The following is a 16,084-nucleotide window of genomic DNA, read 5'->3' on the forward strand; positions in this document are numbered from 1 at the left end:
TTACAAACAATTTACATAAGTTAAATATAAATTGCCTCTCTAACACTAGAATCCTTTAATTTTGTATCAATATGGAATGTGTGGGATCGTACCAAGAGTTTTTTGATTTTTATAGTATCTTTTTCTGTGTTAAAGATTTCAAGCCACTTAAACCAATATATTAAGTGGTTCAAACATTTCATACAGATAAAGAGATAATAAAGGCTAAGAACTTTATGGTTCAAAGTAATGTAACACATTCATATATCAAAATAAAGGATTTGAAAAATGGAGAACCAATGTATGTATAGCAGATGTGATATTTTGTAAGTTATGTTATAATAAGTGTTGTTAAAAAATGTAATCTAATGAACAATAGTAATCTATTATGTAATAAAGGAGAGAATTACTATGCAAACAGAAATATATTTTATAAGATATGCTGAACCAAATTATAATAACCATGATGATTTGCATGTGAACTAACTTCAAAAGGCTTGGTTGACCGTGAACTTGTTATAAATTATCTTTTTGATAAAAACATAGAAATAGTTTTGTCGAGTCCATATAAAAGAGCTATAGATATTGTTAAACATTTTGCTGATAAACATAATATTGTTATAAAAGTTAAAGATTACAGTGGATTAAATCAAATGTTAGGATAAGGCAGAAAAAGAGGTATTAATAATTTATGAAGATTAGTAATTTAAATTTATTTTTAATAAATGCTTTAAAAAGTATTAGAAGAAATGCTAGTAATAGTGTTTCTTCCGTTGTCACAGTTACTTCAACATTATTTATTTTAGAATTATTCTTATTATTCATGTTAAATGTTAAAGCAGGAATGATTGGAATATATTCTGAGTTTGAAGTGCAGGTAACTTTAAAAGATAATATAAAAGCTGAAGAACAGCAAAAAATATATAATAAAATAAAGAAGATAAATGGTGCAATTGATATTACTCTTGAAAATAATTTTACTACATCAGTATCATATATAATTAAAGCAAATGGACCAGATGATATACCAAAAATAATTTCTCAAATTAATGGATTACAAGGTGTAAATAAAATTAAAGGTGGGCAAAGTGTTCCAAGAAGAATTTTAGTACTTTCTAAAATAGGTGAATTGGTAGGAGCAATACTTCTTATTATGTTTATAGTAGTATCATTTTTCTTAATTAAAAATACAATAAAGATTGCTATATACCCAAGACGTAGTGAGATTAGTATAATGCAGTATATTGGTGCAACAGATTGGTTTATAAGATGGTCATTTATTCTTGAAGAAATGATAAATGGATTTTTAGGTTCAATTTTAGCAGTAATAATAATTTATTTATTATACAGTTATATATATAAACAAGTAAATCCATATTTATCAACAATGTTTATTATCCCTATAAATCCTTATTTTATACTTACCATAATGTCATGGAGCTTCATTCTTATTGGAATAATTATAAGTGCTATGGGAACTATTTTTGTCATGAGAGAGTTCTTAATAGATTAAAAAACACAAATTGTAGATTTAAAATAAAGTTTTAATTAAGCGCATTTGGAATATATAAACTTAATATTTAAGTTTGGTTATTTTTATTAAAATTTTCTAATAATATACCTATTAGTTGTAAATACAAGATAAATGTACGGGTGGAAATATATAGATGTTGTGGTATAATTTTTATAATAATTAAACCTTAGTTGTAAAATATTATTATACAAATAATATATTGGAAAGGGTGAGTGTCTTGGAGATAGATTATGGTAGGATTATTATTACTATTATTAATTTTGTCATATTAATAGCAATCATATTATTCATATATAAAGTAGTAAAGGGTTTTAAAAGTTTAGTCACCAGAAACGAAGAGATTGATAAGAAGATAGATGTTATTTTAAATAAATTAGAGGATAAGGAAGACAAAGATAATAAATTTTAGTTTTTCTTTTATCTATGAACAATTGTAATATATTATGAAAGTTAAGGTGGAAATATATGGATATTGAAATTATAAGACAAAGTGTAAGTAAGAATCCAAATCAAATTGATGATATTATTAGGAAAGATATGCAGAATCTAATGAAAAACTATAAAATTGAACTAAAATCTTTGAGCAAAATAACTGGAATAGATGACATATTGTTAAAAGAGTTTATGGATGGAAAAAATATTTTCCTCGACTTTTTTATAAATTTAAAGAATTTTAATGAGAATAATAATTCAAATACCCCAAACCCTACATATTTATTAAATATAATTCCTATGTTATCTGATGAGGTATTGATGATAAGTGAAGATGACAGAATTAAAGGAGTAATAGATATACTAATAGGTGAGTTTGAAATTAAATATGAAACTTTAGCGATATATGCAAAACTTAAATTAGAGGATGTTCAGAATTTTATAAATGACACTAGTTCTATTTCCATTGAGAAAAAATACAAGTTAGCAGTAGCAAGCTTATTTTTATATTACTTATTTAAAAGATTACCTAATTGATTTACAATATTTATATTTGACACAACAACTGAAAAAACGAACAATTTGTAGAGACATCGTATTATTCATGAATGAATTTTGTGGTGTTTTTGCGTCGCACTACAAAGATTATTTGTATCTATTTTAAATTTACGATATATACTCTTTCTGAAAATTATATGTATTAATCTATAAATCTAAATATATGAATGTTCTTTGAAAATGAAATAATGCGGTGTTTGAAAAAAAAGAAGTACTTATTCCTTTATTGCAAACTGTTGTGTAATAATATTACAAACATGTTATAATTTCTATATGTTTAGGTTGAAGTTGTAAATAATTGGGGATTAAACTAGAGGGGGATTAAATTGAAGTTAAAGAAAGAGATAACAATTGCTTTAATTGTTATAATGGCTTTAATGATTTTTACTTATGCAAGGCATTTGGGTATTGTAGGAAATAGTTATCTAAAAATAAGTGAAGATACTAAAGAAAAAATCATTTCAATTATTAAAAAGAGCAAAGGGGAAATTCCAAATCTACAAACAGATAATTGTAACGCAAGTTGGATTAAAGAAGCACATATTAAACAAAAAGAAATGATGGATAAAGTTTTAAATACATTAACTGTTGTAGGTGAATCAAGAAAAGGTAAACCAGATAAATTTATAATCGCAACTTTCTATGATAATATGCAAGTATATATTCCTTATAATAAAAAAGATGCCCATAACAATATTATAGTTGAAATAGATAATCACTATTATATTGCAGTTGCAAAAGAAGATGATATTAAAACAATTATCAATTACATGGAAAAACAGGGTGTATTAAAGGAATAATCTAAATTAGAGATTAAAGAAATGTGACACATTTTTCATATTTACTGACTTAACTATAAAAATCAAATAATCTACTGGAACACCGCATTATTCATGTTTGAATTTTGGGATGTTTTTAGTTATTTTTTCAAGAATTATATTTTAATATCTATATATAAAAATAAATAGATAAAGGCGTATTACAAAGACTATTTGTATCTATTTTAAATTTACGATATATACTCTTTCTGAAAAAAATACGACGTAACTGCTGAAAAATGGAAATACGAACGATGGTCTTCGAAAATTGAATAATGCGGTGAAAAAATGGTATGAAAGCCCTCATTCAGCTATAGATTATTTAGAACTAGCTGATGAAAAATGATATAATTACAAGTAGTTAAGACACAATGGTAAGATAATGTGACATATGAAATATGTAAAACAATTAAATAAATAGTAAATTTATCTAAGAAATTAGAAGGAACTTAATATGAGCAAATTTTTTATGTTGTGATGTAATGGTAAGATTATGAGTTCTAATCGTAAGAAGTTGTGATTAATAAGTAAGATATAATGTATGTAGATAATGGAGGAGAACCAAGTCCAGATGGATGACGTTCTCCTTTTTCTTTTTGTTTTAATAAGAATGTTTTCAATAAAAGTTTCTTCTTAAAACAAAAAGTTATTTAAAGAAACAATAGGCAGCATGTTGATAAATTTTTGGCAATATGTTAATATTTCATTTAGACATCATGGTGTCTAAATGAAAGGAGATGTCTATGGATAATCACAGAGCACTATTTTTAATACAGCAAATTTACGTAACAACTTTTTCTCTTACCAATAAGCTTCAAATAAAAGGCGATGGATATTTTGAACATTTAACAAGTAGGCAGTTTATGGTTATTGCAGCAATTCTTCATTTGCCAGAAAATAAAACAACCATTAATAATATTGCTAGAAAATTAGGTACAACTAAACAGAGCCTGAAAAAGTTGATAACTATTATAGAAAATAAAGGTTATGTTACTACTGTACCTAGTCAGCTTGATAAGCGTGCAGTCAACATTAAAATTACAGAGGCTGGAAAACAAGTTATCAAAGAATGTGATGAAACATCAATAAAGTTTTTTGCGGATATTTCTAAAGATTTTTCAATTGAAGAAATGGAAACGCTGTGGAATTTATTAAAGAAATTATATAGGTTTGATGGTGAAGAGCAGGATGGTTTTGAAGAAGAAGTACAATATAAAATTGATCAAATTCAAAGTGATGCTCAAACAAAAGCATTAAATGAATTTGAAAGAATAAGAAATGAGGGGAAGTAAAAAACGGTAATTTTTTTATAGTGATAGAAGGAGAATTAGAATTATGAAAAATAAGCCCAATAGATTAATTTATTTTGAGGAATATGTACGCATTAATGGTATAGAGCAATATCTATTTCATGCTGGTACAAACTATGATAATCCAGTAATGTTGTTTTTACACGGCGGACCAGGTTTCGCAGAATCAACACTTTCACATATTTTTCAAGAAAAATGGGAAGAAATTTTTACAGTAGTTCACTGGGATCAGCGTGGAGCGGGAAAAACGTTAACTAAAAATCCAGATAAATGTATTACAGTTGATTTAATGCTAAAGGATTTATTTGAAATTGTTCAATACCTAAAAAGAAAATATAGTAAACAAAAGATAATTATATTTGGGCATTCCTGGGGAACTGTTTTAGGAAGCATATTTATAAAAAAATATCCAGAAGAAGTAGCTTATTATATTGGAACTGGGCAAGTTATAAGTATGTTTGAAAATGAACGTGTTGGCTACGAAAAAGTTAAAGAATTAGCTTTGCAAGCTAATGATAAAAAATCTCTAAAAGAGCTTGAAGCTTTAGGTGATTATCCAGGTGATAATCATGGTATTGCCTTTAAGAAAAAATCTGAGAAACTGCGTGCAGTTCAAGGTAAATATAATTTGGCTGCTAATGGGAATTTTTCTGCAATTATAGGTTTAATTAAAAGTCCTATTTTTAAGTTATCGGATATTTCTGCATTGATAAAAATGGATAAACCAAACGAAAAAGTAATAGAGTTTTGGAGTAAATTTGATATAAGATCAGAATCAGCAGAGTATAGAGTACCAATTTATTATATTCTAGGCGAAAATGATTGGCAAACCCCTCATGTTATTGCCGAAGAATACTTTAAAAAAATTAATGCACCACATAAAAAATTATATTTAATACCTGGTGCTGGACATATGACAATGATAGATCAACCTAACTTATTTTTTGATGCTTTGGTAGACATTAGTAACAAAGAGAAAAACTAAAGTAGATCTATAACAGTAATATAAAAATGTAATTTTTCATGTGACACAATCTTCTTATTTGACGCAACAACTGAAAAAACACTGCATTATTCAAAGTTGAATTATGTGGTGTTTTTGCGTCGCATTTCAAAGACTATTTGTATCTATTTTAAATTTACGATATATACTCTTTCTGAAAACAAAGCGACGTAACTTATGAATATGAAAATACAAACGATGTTCTTTGAAAATCGAATAATGCGATGTTAAAAAGCAAAATCGACTTACATTTATTGTAACAATAACCATCTGAGATTATGTAAATATGATATGATTATTATTAATTAAGTAAAAATAGTAATTTATGACGACTTAACTATAGTTAGTATTAGTTTATATATTATGAAGAAAAAGAACTGTCCTCATTGATTCCATTTAACAAACAAAGGGTGTTAAAGATACTAACTTAAATATGAGAAAAATATGTCTTGGCAATGAGGTGCATTACATTTATTTATAAATGATACTATTAAAAATCTAGGGAAGTGGGGCGCATTATGCCAAAAAATGATAATATGCTAGCAATTTTATGGATGCTGAATTCAGGTAAAAAAATAACTGCAAAGCAAATATCCGAAAGGTTAGAAATAAACATAAGGTCAGTTTATCGTTATATGGATGCACTGTGTGTTAGTGGAGTGCCAATAATATCGGAGCCTGGTCATAACGGCGGATATAGTTTGCTTAACAATTTTATCCGAGCACCCCTGTTTTTTGATCTTGAAGAGAAGAAATCACTTTTGCATGCTGCCACTTTTGCAATGGAAGCAGGATATCCTTTTACGGAAGCACTAAATAGTGCAACATCAAAGTTAAAGATGTTCTCGAATCAAGAACAAGAAAAAGTTCTCAATCGTCATTTAGTCGGATTTGAAGTAGTGAGCCGTATTTGTGATCCAGCTGTGAAACCTATATTAATGGAAATTGAGCAAGCTGTTGCTAATGAATGTTCTGTGGAAATTGAATACTGTACAGGTTATGAAGGTCATCCTAAGCATAGGGTTGTTGACCCCTATGGGATGCTTTACTGGAACGATAAATGGTATGTTATTGCATTTTGCCATCTTAGAAATGAAATTCGCAGCTTTAGGGTAGATAGAATAGTGAATATTATAAGCACTAAAAATACATTTAAGCGTCCTGAAGCTTTTTCGGCACGTGAGTTTTTTACAAAAAACTTATTATCGGATGTGGAAAGCAAAGTAGGCCTTTGCACTTTAGTAATTGAGGGCAAATCAGAAGCATTGAATGACCTTTGTGCACATTGGTTTTTAGGATATCATCAGATAGAACGAACTGAATGTAGAGCTAATTTTTTAATGGATGAAAACTCAATCCTTACTTATGTTCCTCATATTCTACTTCCATATGGTAAATCAATAAAGGTACTTGAACCAAATAGTTTTAAAGATGCTATGGTAGCAATTCTTAAAGATTTGATGGACCATTATCTTCACTGACTGAGTTTGTCAGTGAAGATAATATATAATAGATCGAGATGGAGTTTGAGACCATTCTGTAACAAATAGCAACAATGAAATGAATGTGGAGGAATAGAAAATGAAGAATATAGTATATCTTTATGTATTTGATACAATGGCAGACTGGGAAATAGGTTATTTAAGCGCTGAAATCAATTCAGGAAGGTACTACAAAAAGGGATTAATGCCTCTAAAAGTAGTAACTGTAGGAATTACTAAGACACCTATTACTACAATGGGAGGTCTTACAATATTGCCAGAAATTGAACTTAAGGAGTGTAGTGTTAAAGATGCTGCTGCTTTGATTCTACCTGGTGGGAATACATGGACAGAAGCAATTCATACTCCTATTATAAGAATGGCTGAAAAATATTTAGAGAAAGGTATTGTTGTAGGGGCAATTTGTGGTGCTACAATAGGACTTGCTATGGGGGGAGTATTGGATAAACGAGCTCATACAAGCAATGACCTAGGGTATCTTAAAATGGTCTGTCCAAACTATGATGGAGAGATGTATTATAAGCAGGAATGTGCAGTAACCGATGGAAGTTTGATTACTGCTTCTGGAATAGCTCCTCTTGAGTTTGCTTTGCATATATTGAAAATTCTAGATATATTCTTACCAGAAACCCTAGATTCCTGGTACAATCTTTATAAAACCCAAGAGCCAAAATATTTCTTTAAGCTTATGAACTCAATTCAATAAAATGGCTTAAAGTGGGTAAGATAGCTACTATATTAAAACAGAGCCTAAAAATAAAAAGTTAGTAGTGTGTAAGACAACGGTTAGAAGAAAGACCAAGGGTGTCCATTGAATGTATCGTAAAAACAATGCTATAATATAAAATGTAGAAAGTTATAAATAGAGAAAAACAGCCTTGAGAGATAAAACTCTTGGGGCTTTTTTATTACAAAAAATTAAGGCTTCAGACTTATGTTCTGGGCCTTTTGATTATTGTTGGAGGAATTATGAAAAAGTGTAAATCATGTGTTTGGAGTGACAAAGTAGATAAAAATCATATTTTTTGTATGTTTTCAAAATGCATAAGAAAAAGTAGAAACATTAATGAAAGTGACAAGGGTAGAAAGGATATATAACTCAACTTTCGCAGTTTGAAATAAATGTGACGTAACTTTTGAATATAAAGATACGAACAATGATCTTTGAAAATGGAATAGTGCAGTGTTAAAATTTCTATGCTTCCTGTAAAACAATGAAAATATATAGATGTTATGGTATAATTTTCATAATAATTAAATCGCAGTTGTAAATTTATACGAATTAAAAGGAGGCAGTTATGATAACTTACAAAAACATTAGTTTCCAATATTCTAAAAACAATGTTGTAATAAATAATTTAAACTTACATGTAAAAGAAAGAGATATACATGGAATATTGGGACATAATGGTGCTGGTAAAACAACATTATTTAGACTAACATTAGGATTATTAAAACCTCAAAAAGGAAAAATTTTATTAGGCACTAATGATATATCCTATATGCCTACAGATAATGGATTATATGAAAAATTAACTGCATTTCAAAACATTGAATTTAGAGCAAAAATCTTTAAGGTATCTCCAGATGTATTTAATACTGAAGCAAATTTACTTTTGAAACAATTACATATTTTTAAAAGATCTAATGAATCAGTTTTAAAATGGTCAACTGGTATGAAAAAAAGATTAGCATTGGCATGTGCATTAATAGCTAATCCTAAAATATTGATATTAGATGAACCTACAAATGGAATAGACCCTGAAAGTTTAAATATTGTAGTAAATATGTTGAAAAAAATTAATCAAAATGGAGTTACTATATTATTAAGTAGTCAAGATTTAAATTTTATTTCAAAGGCATGTAATTATATATCCATTATTCAAAGTGGAAATTTAGTTTATGAAAATTCTATAAATGTTAATACAAATATAGAAGGTATATATTTAAAATATACTAATAGTAATGTCGAGTAATATAGTGTAGATAATTAAATAGTATTTATAGTATTTTATGTATTACTTTTATATGAGAATAGAACAGTGATTACTAAATATATTGTTGTATATTTTATAGTAATTATAGTAAACTATATGTAGAGATTAATCGAAATATAGGAGGATACATAAAATAATGGATGTAGTAAAAGTAAAGACAGAAGATGATAAAGAGAGGTATTTTGTAGCATATAATAATGGATCACCAGTAGAGTCTATTTTGAAATTTATTAGGTTTAAGGATAATACTAACTATGCAAGAAATACTTTAAGAATGTATTGCCAACACTTAAAGTTATACTTTGAATATTTGGAGCAGAATAATTTAGATTTTCAGAAGGTCACTATTGATGATTTATCATTGTTTGTTAATTGGTTACAAAATCCGTATAAGAGTTTAAAAGTAATACCTACAACACCAGTAGATACTGCAAGAAGTCCAAGAACAGTAAATATTATAGTTGATACTGTATTGATGTTCTATGATTATATTTTAAGGCATGAAGAATACAGTAATGATGTATCTGAAAGACTTAAAAAGTTTGTTACAAGTTCAAGCAGAAACTTTAAAGGTTTTTTATATGGAATAGCATATGGTAAGAAAAAAGTAACCAGTAATATTCTTAAATTAAAAGTTCCTAATAGTAAACCAAAAACACTTACTAAAAGTGAAATAGAAACGCTCGTTAGAGCTTGTAATAATTTAAGAGACAGGTTTTTATTATCATTGCTTTATGAAACAGGAATGAGAATAGGCGAAGCCTTATCATTATGGATTGAAGATATTGATATAAGTGATATGGTAATTGATTTAAAAGATCGAGGACAGCTTGAAAATAATGCAGAGATTAAGACTGTATCAAGTCCTCGTAGAATAGATATATCACAAAATTTAGCCGACATGTTTATGGAATATATAGCTGAATATCATAATGAAGAAGTAGAAACTAATCATATTTTCATAAAGATAAATGGACAAAATAAAAATAAAGCTATGAATTATACGGATGTAGATAATTTATTTAGGAATCTTAAAAAGAAAACAGGAATATATGTTACACCACATATGTTCAGACATACATCATTAACTACTCTTAGAATGGCCAATTGGCAACCAGAATTATTAAGAATAAGAGCCGGCCATAAAAATATTTATACTACTATGAATACTTATATACATCCTTCGGATAAAGAAATAACGGAAGAGTTTAATAAAACTCAACCTAATTTGGATTTAGATATTTATAACGAAGGAGAAGAGTAAAGTGGATAATTTACAACTTATAAAAAGTAATCAACAAAGTAAATATAATGAAATAATTGAGTATTTACAACAGAACAATGGATATTGGTTAGAAAATGACAAATGGGACTTAGAAGAAAAGTTTTTTGTTGGTAAAAAATCTCAAAGTGCTAGATATATAGATTTTTCAAGTATTAAAATAAAACATTAATAAATGAAGTAAAATATTACTTTATATATTCATTTAAAAATAAACTTATTTCTCATCATCATATGAGAAATTTAAATCCAGTGATAAAGATATTTTCTGATTTTTATACTGAACAATCACTACTTGGTGCAAATAAAGAAAAGTTAAAAAGGAAATGGATATTATTTTTAAATTCAAAGAATTTAAAAACTAATAAATTTGGAAATAAATATGTTGGATTTATAGAATATTTAGTAGATTTTATTGAAGATTTCTATGATGACAGAGAAGAAATTGAGAAAGATATATGGTATTCAAAGAATATTAAAGGTGCTAAAATCCCTGCAAGTGGCGCAAGTCATAGTAATTATAATGCAATTAATTTTAGTTATATACCCATGTATTATAGAGAAACTGTAAAAAAGTATTTCAGAACCATTATTACTAAAAAAAGTTGGATGACTTGTTATAACACAGAAAAATATTTAAGCTACTTCTTCAATTATTTTTATTCCAGTGATTATGGTGATGGTTTTATTGAAAATTTAAATAGAAACGATATAGAAAAATATTTGTACTATATAGGCAACAATAGAAAAGGTAAAAATATAACAGAAAATTCAAAGTATGTAAGCTTTGTAAGAACATTTTTAGAATATATTCAAATGGCACAATATGATAAAGCTCCCAAAAAAGAAGTATCATTTTTAATATTTCAAGATGATATTCCAAGAAGAGAATTTGTACAAGATGAAATGAGAAGAGTTAAATTCGTTCCAGAGCCTATTTTAAAGCAGTTAGATGACAATATTATGGATTTAGATAGACCACAATATATACCTATCTATATTCTTCTTAGAGAAACAGGTTGGCGTGGTACTGATATATTAAATCTTAAATATCATAACTGCTTAGAGAAAATATGGAATAAAAAGGAAGAAAAATACAATTATTATCTTTGTGGTGAAATAACTAAGACAGGTATATCACAACTTAAAATTCCTATTAGGAATAAGGTTGCTGAAATGGTTCAGAAGGCTATTGTTAAAGCTAAAGAATTAAGTACAGAAGAAAATAATCCTAAGAAGTATTTATTTAATACTTATAAAGGCAAGTTAAAAGGCAAACCATTAGCAAAATCAAATTTATTATATACAATAAAAAAACTTATTAAACAAAAAGATATTAGAGATATTAATGGTGAATTATATCATTTTAGACTTCATTCATTAAGGCATACAAGAGCTAAGGAGTATGTAGAACAAGGTATGGGTATCAGTATCATACAGCAAATATTAGGACATCAAAGTCTTCAAATGACTGTTCATTATGCCACTGTGACTGAAAATACTCTCTACGAGAAATGGAAGAATACAGAGGATTTAGACCTATTTAGGGTTAACACTGAAACCAATAAACTTGAACAAATAGATTTAAACTCAGATGATGGTGAAAATCTTATAAGATATGAATACGTTAAAAAGAATCTAGATGCTGTAAGAGTACCTTTCGGAGTATGTTTTAAACCTTCTAAATTGCTTTGTAAACAACAAATGAATCATTGTTTAACTTGTGCTAGTTTCTGTACTACAGTTGAAAATATACCAGAATATGAAGAGGAAATTGAACATACTAAAAAGCAAATAGAAGTTAGTGAAAGATGTGGTAGAGAACTTTGGGCAGAGAAGAATAAAACATATTTAAAACTGTTAGAAGATACTTTATTGAGAGTTAAAGAACAGAAAATTGTTCATAAGAACGGTAAGTCAAGGGAGGAAGTTTTATAATGGCAGGGAGTACAAAAGGATTAAAGAAATATGCTGAAGAAAAAACCAAAATTACTTTAGAAAAGGTTGATAAAGCTATTAGAGAACTTTCTTTGAAAAGCAAAAAAGTTAACTTTAATAGTGTCTGTAATTTAAGTGGTGTATCTAAAACTTTTTTATATAACAACGCTGAAATTAAACAAAGAATTGAAGAACTTAGAGATAAACAGACGGAAAAAGTTATAAGGCAAAAACTTAAATATGATAAAACTGATAAATCAAAAGATATTATCATAATGGCTAAAGATAAAAAGATAAAAGAACTTCAAGAAGAGAACAGAAAACTCAAAGAGCAATTAGAGGTTCTTAGAGGAAAATTATATGAAAAAATATAGAGTACATTGTTTATATGTAATCAGTGTACAAAACAAGTAAAATGAATTCGTGTAGTCTATGCTACACGAGATATTACAAGGAGTGATCGAATGAGTGAAATTTTGTGTATTATGCAAAAGGAATACTGGGAAATTAAATCTATGGGTAAAAAAGAATTAATCATGATTTTTATAGTGTCATTTTTGCCACTTATACTATTATTTAAATGCCCTCATAGCTTATTACCTAAAAACACATTAGCTATCTTTTTTCCTTTAGTTGTATCATTTGTTATAAGTGGTCAACTCGGTTTTTATTCTGTTTTGAAAGAAAAAAAAGAAAAAACATTAGAAGTTTTACTATGCTCTAAAGTATCTATATTTTCAATTGTATTAGGTAAAATATTATTACCTGCAATCATAGGATATGTCCTTTCTATATTCTCAATAGTATGTTTGAAATTTGGCTTATTATTTATAAACCCAGCAGATAGGGTTGAAATAAATGATTTAGTATTATTGTTATCTATTATTATTTCATATGCTGGTTGTTCTATTAGTATGTTAAGTACTTTGCTTTTTCCAGATGAAAAAGTGGCTCCTATTATAAGTGGAATTTTTATGTTTGTTTTAGCTATTATAATATATGAAATTAGTAAGACTTTCGGATTCAGTATATTTATTACATTTTGTTGCTTAATTAGTATATGTATAATTTCAACCTTTATAGATGTTTGGATTTTGAAAAATAGAAAATCTTTTATTTTTAATTGAGATATTAATTTAATCCATAAATTTGTAAATTTCTTATTTAGCGTAACAACTGAAAAAATGAACAATTTACCTAAACACTGTATTATTCAAAGTTGAATTCTACAGCGTTTTTGCGTTGCAATACAAAAATAAAGTGTACTTATTGTAAATTTTAAATTTTCTTCCGATTAATTAATAGAGCTTAAAAGAAATTATATTATTGAGGTTTATTTATCAAAGTTAAGGAAGCTTTGGGTAAATTTATTAGCTGCAGTCATGGAGTATTCCTTTAGGGTGGCAGTCGATAAGATTCTCCAAAGCAAAAATAATAATTGGTTAAAAGATAATCCTTGTGTATTAACGGCATTACTTTAAAAAAGCAGCAGCTTGATGTGTTATAAGTTATAGAAAGGCTATTAAGTTGAGAAAATGCTTAAATAATTTATGAGTAATTTGAAAATTATGCGATGCAACCTTTTCAAAGGACAAAGGACAATTGACAGAGGATTTTTCTCCGCTTCACTACGAAAAATCTTTAATTTAAAAAAACTCACCTTCAGTGTCCTCTGGAAAAGTTCTCTTGAAGAATATTATTTTTAGGCATGACCATTTTCTAAAGTAAGGTATATATATTAAGTGAAAGGGGTTGATATATATGGCTGCAAAATCAACAAAGCTTGAAAGTTCAATGATTCTTAAATACAAAGATGGAACAGACAAAAATGGAAAGGATAAAATTAAGAAACTAAATTTTTCAAAGGTTAAGACTTCAGCAGTGGATCAGGACGTTTTTGATGTGGCAAAATCAATTGAAACTCTTCTTGGAAAAACTTTGAATGAGCTTATAAGAGTTGATCAGAATGGAATAACAAACGCTTAAAAATCAAGTGCTGCAATTGAAAATTAAAAGGAGGGGATGTTTAAATGGCAAAATCATTATCAATGAGTTTTTTAACTGATGAAGGGAAGAAAGCTTCCATAACCGTAAATAATGTAAAGGAAGATTTAACAGAGGCCGAGGTTAAAGCTGCTATGGGGGTAATAATAGCTAAGAATATATTTTTCTCATCAGGTGGAGATTTAAAATCAATAGATTCTGCACATATAATTGACAGAAATAAAACTAGCTTAGAAGTTAAATAGTTAGAGTTATTCGTAAAAATAGCTAATCAGCAGGTTATTTTATATATACCTAAAACTTAAAATTTGCTGTTGTAGATGGACAATTGATGTTGATTTTTGTAATGATAATCAACATTGATTGTCCATTGTATATTAAAGAATATGGAGGTAATCGTTTTGGGAGATTTGGTAAATTTGATTGGAAATGTGGGTTTTCCTATTGCAGTATCTATATACCTTCTAGTAAGAATTGAAGGTAAAATGGAAATACTTACCCAGAGTATAAATAATCTTTCTAATGTTATCAATGACACTAAGAACAATAGTAATAGTAAATAAAGGTGGTGTTTATCATAGAGGAACTTGTTAAAGAAGCTAAGAGTGGAGACAGAGCTGCAGTGGATGAAATCATAGGAAAGTTTAAGTATTTTGTAATTAAACAGGCATCTAAGTACAGCATACCATCTTATGACTTTGAGGATTTAGTTCAGCATGGATATCTTTCTATAATAAAATCAGTACATCTTTATAATACTGGCAGAGGATCTTTTACTACATACTGCACAAATGCAGTTATAAATAATTTCAAGGCACTTTTAAAAGGACAGATAAAACACTATAGAGAAATTCAAGATGAAAATGCTATTAATCTTGAAGCCTATGATTTTACTCTTGAAGATGAAGTAATTGCATATGAGGAATCAGCAAAACTTAAAGAAGCTTTGTACAAGCTTCAGGGTACGGAAAAAAGTATTATTGAAAGTGTATATATAAAAGGTACTACTTTAAGGAAAGCTGCAGCAGACTGTGGTATAAATTACAGGAGGGCTATTAAGCTGAGAAGAGAAGCACTTAGAAAGTTGAGAAATTACTTAAATAATTAAGCTTGCAATAATGGTAAAGATAAAGTGTATCTATTGATAATTTAAGATGGATACACTTTATTTTTATTTGTAATAAAGTAAAGTTTGGTATTTGTAAAATATGTTATAATTTAGTAAAAGATAAATAGTAATTTGAAAGGAGAAAATTTATGAAATTTAAGAATCCTATGTTGGTTGTAAGAGATATGGAAAAATCAAAAAAATTCTATAAAGATGTTTTAGGCTTAAGGGTTATTATGGACTTTGGGGCTAACGTTACTTTAACTGGTGGTGTTGCTCTGCAAACAAAAGAAAGTTGGAAAGAGTTTATTCAGAAAGATGATAATGAAATAATTTTTAGTGGCAACGATGCTGAACTGTATTTTGAAGAAGATAACTTTGACAGCTTTATTGAAAGATTAAAAGCTCTTAAATATATTGAATATGTTCACCATGTTTATGAACATAGATGGGGACAAAGAGTGGTTCGTTTCTATGATTTAGATAAGCATATCATTGAGGTTGGGGAAAATATAAAAGTTGTATGCAAACGCTTTTTGGATAGTGGGCTTACCGTAGAAGAAACAGCAAAAAAAATGGATGTTCCCATTAAATTTGTTCAAGCATGTGCAAAATAAAT

General features: G+C 27.7%; 18 protein-coding genes and 3 pseudogenes. All 21 read left to right on the top strand.

The window, feature by feature from the left end:
* Positions 1-153: 153 nt before the first annotated feature.
* Positions 154-290: pseudogene (locus tag Q6H37_RS04605) on the top strand (IS1595 family transposase); the annotation flags it as partial.
* Positions 291-470: 180 nt separating this feature from the next.
* Positions 471-644, top strand: a pseudogene (locus Q6H37_RS29510) (hypothetical protein); the annotation flags it as partial.
* Between the two features lie 26 nt (positions 645-670).
* Positions 671-1,492, top strand: a complete 822-nt coding sequence (locus Q6H37_RS04610) for an FtsX-like permease family protein (protein ID WP_318739502.1) — start codon at positions 671-673, stop codon at positions 1,490-1,492.
* 238 nt (positions 1,493-1,730) lie between these two features.
* A complete protein-coding gene (locus Q6H37_RS04615; protein WP_318739504.1) occupies positions 1,731-1,922 on the top strand; it encodes a hypothetical protein in 192 nt (63 codons plus the stop codon).
* Between the two features lie 56 nt (positions 1,923-1,978).
* The gene (locus tag Q6H37_RS04620) at positions 1,979-2,482 is read left to right on the top strand and encodes an HTH domain-containing protein (RefSeq protein WP_318739506.1); all 504 of its coding nucleotides are present in this window, start codon (positions 1,979-1,981) and stop codon (positions 2,480-2,482) included.
* A gap of 347 nt (positions 2,483-2,829) precedes the next feature.
* A complete protein-coding gene (locus Q6H37_RS04625; RefSeq protein ID WP_318739508.1) occupies positions 2,830-3,303 on the top strand; it encodes a hypothetical protein in 474 nt (157 codons plus the stop codon).
* Positions 3,304-4,064: 761 nt separating this feature from the next.
* The gene (locus tag Q6H37_RS04630; protein ID WP_318739510.1) at positions 4,065-4,613 is read left to right on the top strand and encodes a MarR family winged helix-turn-helix transcriptional regulator; all 549 of its coding nucleotides are present in this window, start codon (positions 4,065-4,067) and stop codon (positions 4,611-4,613) included.
* A gap of 43 nt (positions 4,614-4,656) precedes the next feature.
* Positions 4,657-5,616, top strand: coding sequence for an alpha/beta hydrolase (locus Q6H37_RS04635; RefSeq protein WP_318739512.1), 960 nt, complete (start codon positions 4,657-4,659; stop codon positions 5,614-5,616).
* A gap of 536 nt (positions 5,617-6,152) precedes the next feature.
* Complete coding sequence (locus Q6H37_RS04640) at positions 6,153-7,115, top strand: YafY family protein (RefSeq protein WP_318742922.1); 963 nt, start codon at positions 6,153-6,155, stop codon at positions 7,113-7,115.
* 100 nt (positions 7,116-7,215) lie between these two features.
* A complete protein-coding gene (locus Q6H37_RS04645) occupies positions 7,216-7,842 on the top strand; it encodes a type 1 glutamine amidotransferase family protein (protein ID WP_318739514.1) in 627 nt (208 codons plus the stop codon).
* Between the two features lie 263 nt (positions 7,843-8,105).
* Positions 8,106-8,234: a hypothetical protein gene (locus tag Q6H37_RS04650; protein WP_318739516.1), complete on the top strand. Its 129-nt coding sequence runs from the start codon at positions 8,106-8,108 to the stop codon at positions 8,232-8,234.
* Between the two features lie 200 nt (positions 8,235-8,434).
* Positions 8,435-9,112, top strand: coding sequence for an ABC transporter ATP-binding protein (locus Q6H37_RS04655; RefSeq protein ID WP_318739518.1), 678 nt, complete (start codon positions 8,435-8,437; stop codon positions 9,110-9,112).
* 157 nt (positions 9,113-9,269) lie between these two features.
* A complete protein-coding gene (locus tag Q6H37_RS04660; protein ID WP_318736961.1) occupies positions 9,270-10,397 on the top strand; it encodes a tyrosine-type recombinase/integrase in 1,128 nt (375 codons plus the stop codon).
* A gap of 1 nt (position 10,398) precedes the next feature.
* Positions 10,399-12,353: pseudogene (locus Q6H37_RS04665) on the top strand (tyrosine-type recombinase/integrase).
* Positions 12,353-12,727, top strand: coding sequence for a DUF6262 family protein (locus tag Q6H37_RS04670; protein WP_318736958.1), 375 nt, complete (start codon positions 12,353-12,355; stop codon positions 12,725-12,727). The pseudogene Q6H37_RS04665 and the gene Q6H37_RS04670 overlap by 1 nt, the downstream one beginning before the upstream one ends.
* A 90-nt stretch (positions 12,728-12,817) precedes the next feature.
* Positions 12,818-13,480: a hypothetical protein gene (locus tag Q6H37_RS04675; protein WP_318739520.1), complete on the top strand. Its 663-nt coding sequence runs from the start codon at positions 12,818-12,820 to the stop codon at positions 13,478-13,480.
* A gap of 634 nt (positions 13,481-14,114) precedes the next feature.
* Positions 14,115-14,339: a DUF1659 domain-containing protein gene (locus tag Q6H37_RS04680; protein ID WP_318739522.1), complete on the top strand. Its 225-nt coding sequence runs from the start codon at positions 14,115-14,117 to the stop codon at positions 14,337-14,339.
* Between the two features lie 44 nt (positions 14,340-14,383).
* Positions 14,384-14,602, top strand: coding sequence for a DUF2922 domain-containing protein (locus Q6H37_RS04685; RefSeq protein WP_318739524.1), 219 nt, complete (start codon positions 14,384-14,386; stop codon positions 14,600-14,602).
* A 141-nt stretch (positions 14,603-14,743) separates the two neighbouring features.
* On the top strand, positions 14,744-14,920 hold the full coding sequence (locus Q6H37_RS04690; protein ID WP_412523907.1) for a YvrJ family protein: 177 nt from the start codon (positions 14,744-14,746) through the stop codon (positions 14,918-14,920).
* A 5-nt stretch (positions 14,921-14,925) separates the two neighbouring features.
* Positions 14,926-15,465 carry a sigma-70 family RNA polymerase sigma factor gene (locus Q6H37_RS04695; RefSeq protein WP_318739528.1) on the top strand — a complete coding sequence of 180 codons (540 nt, stop codon included), beginning with the start codon at positions 14,926-14,928 and terminating at the stop codon, positions 15,463-15,465.
* Between the two features lie 149 nt (positions 15,466-15,614).
* On the top strand, positions 15,615-16,082 hold the full coding sequence (locus Q6H37_RS04700; protein WP_318739530.1) for a VOC family protein: 468 nt from the start codon (positions 15,615-15,617) through the stop codon (positions 16,080-16,082).
* Positions 16,083-16,084: the final 2 nt, after the last annotated feature.

Origin of the sequence: Clostridium sp. JS66 (genome assembly GCF_033561535.1) — a bacterium.
Lineage (GTDB): Bacteria > Bacillota > Clostridia > Clostridiales > Clostridiaceae > Clostridium_AM > Clostridium_AM carboxidivorans.

Bases quoted from the DNA above. Each gene is read 5' to 3' on its own strand.
- Q6H37_RS04610 (WP_318739502.1), top strand. From the start codon at position 671: ATGAAGATTAGTAATTTAAATTTATTTTTAATAAATGCTTTAAAAAGT.
- Q6H37_RS04620 (WP_318739506.1), top strand. From the start codon at position 1,979: ATGGATATTGAAATTATAAGACAAAGTGTAAGTAAGAATCCAAATCAA.
- Q6H37_RS04630 (WP_318739510.1), top strand. From the start codon at position 4,065: ATGGATAATCACAGAGCACTATTTTTAATACAGCAAATTTACGTAACA.
- Q6H37_RS04635 (WP_318739512.1), top strand. From the start codon at position 4,657: ATGAAAAATAAGCCCAATAGATTAATTTATTTTGAGGAATATGTACGC.
- Q6H37_RS04640 (WP_318742922.1), top strand. From the start codon at position 6,153: ATGCCAAAAAATGATAATATGCTAGCAATTTTATGGATGCTGAATTCA.
- Q6H37_RS04645 (WP_318739514.1), top strand. From the start codon at position 7,216: ATGAAGAATATAGTATATCTTTATGTATTTGATACAATGGCAGACTGG.
- Q6H37_RS04650 (WP_318739516.1), top strand. From the start codon at position 8,106: ATGAAAAAGTGTAAATCATGTGTTTGGAGTGACAAAGTAGATAAAAAT.
- Q6H37_RS04655 (WP_318739518.1), top strand. From the start codon at position 8,435: ATGATAACTTACAAAAACATTAGTTTCCAATATTCTAAAAACAATGTT.
- Q6H37_RS04660 (WP_318736961.1), top strand. From the start codon at position 9,270: ATGGATGTAGTAAAAGTAAAGACAGAAGATGATAAAGAGAGGTATTTT.
- Q6H37_RS04670 (WP_318736958.1), top strand. From the start codon at position 12,353: ATGGCAGGGAGTACAAAAGGATTAAAGAAATATGCTGAAGAAAAAACC.
- Q6H37_RS04675 (WP_318739520.1), top strand. From the start codon at position 12,818: ATGAGTGAAATTTTGTGTATTATGCAAAAGGAATACTGGGAAATTAAA.
- Q6H37_RS04680 (WP_318739522.1), top strand. From the start codon at position 14,115: ATGGCTGCAAAATCAACAAAGCTTGAAAGTTCAATGATTCTTAAATAC.
- Q6H37_RS04685 (WP_318739524.1), top strand. From the start codon at position 14,384: ATGGCAAAATCATTATCAATGAGTTTTTTAACTGATGAAGGGAAGAAA.
- Q6H37_RS04690 (WP_412523907.1), top strand. From the start codon at position 14,744: ATGGAGGTAATCGTTTTGGGAGATTTGGTAAATTTGATTGGAAATGTG.
- Q6H37_RS04700 (WP_318739530.1), top strand. From the start codon at position 15,615: ATGAAATTTAAGAATCCTATGTTGGTTGTAAGAGATATGGAAAAATCA.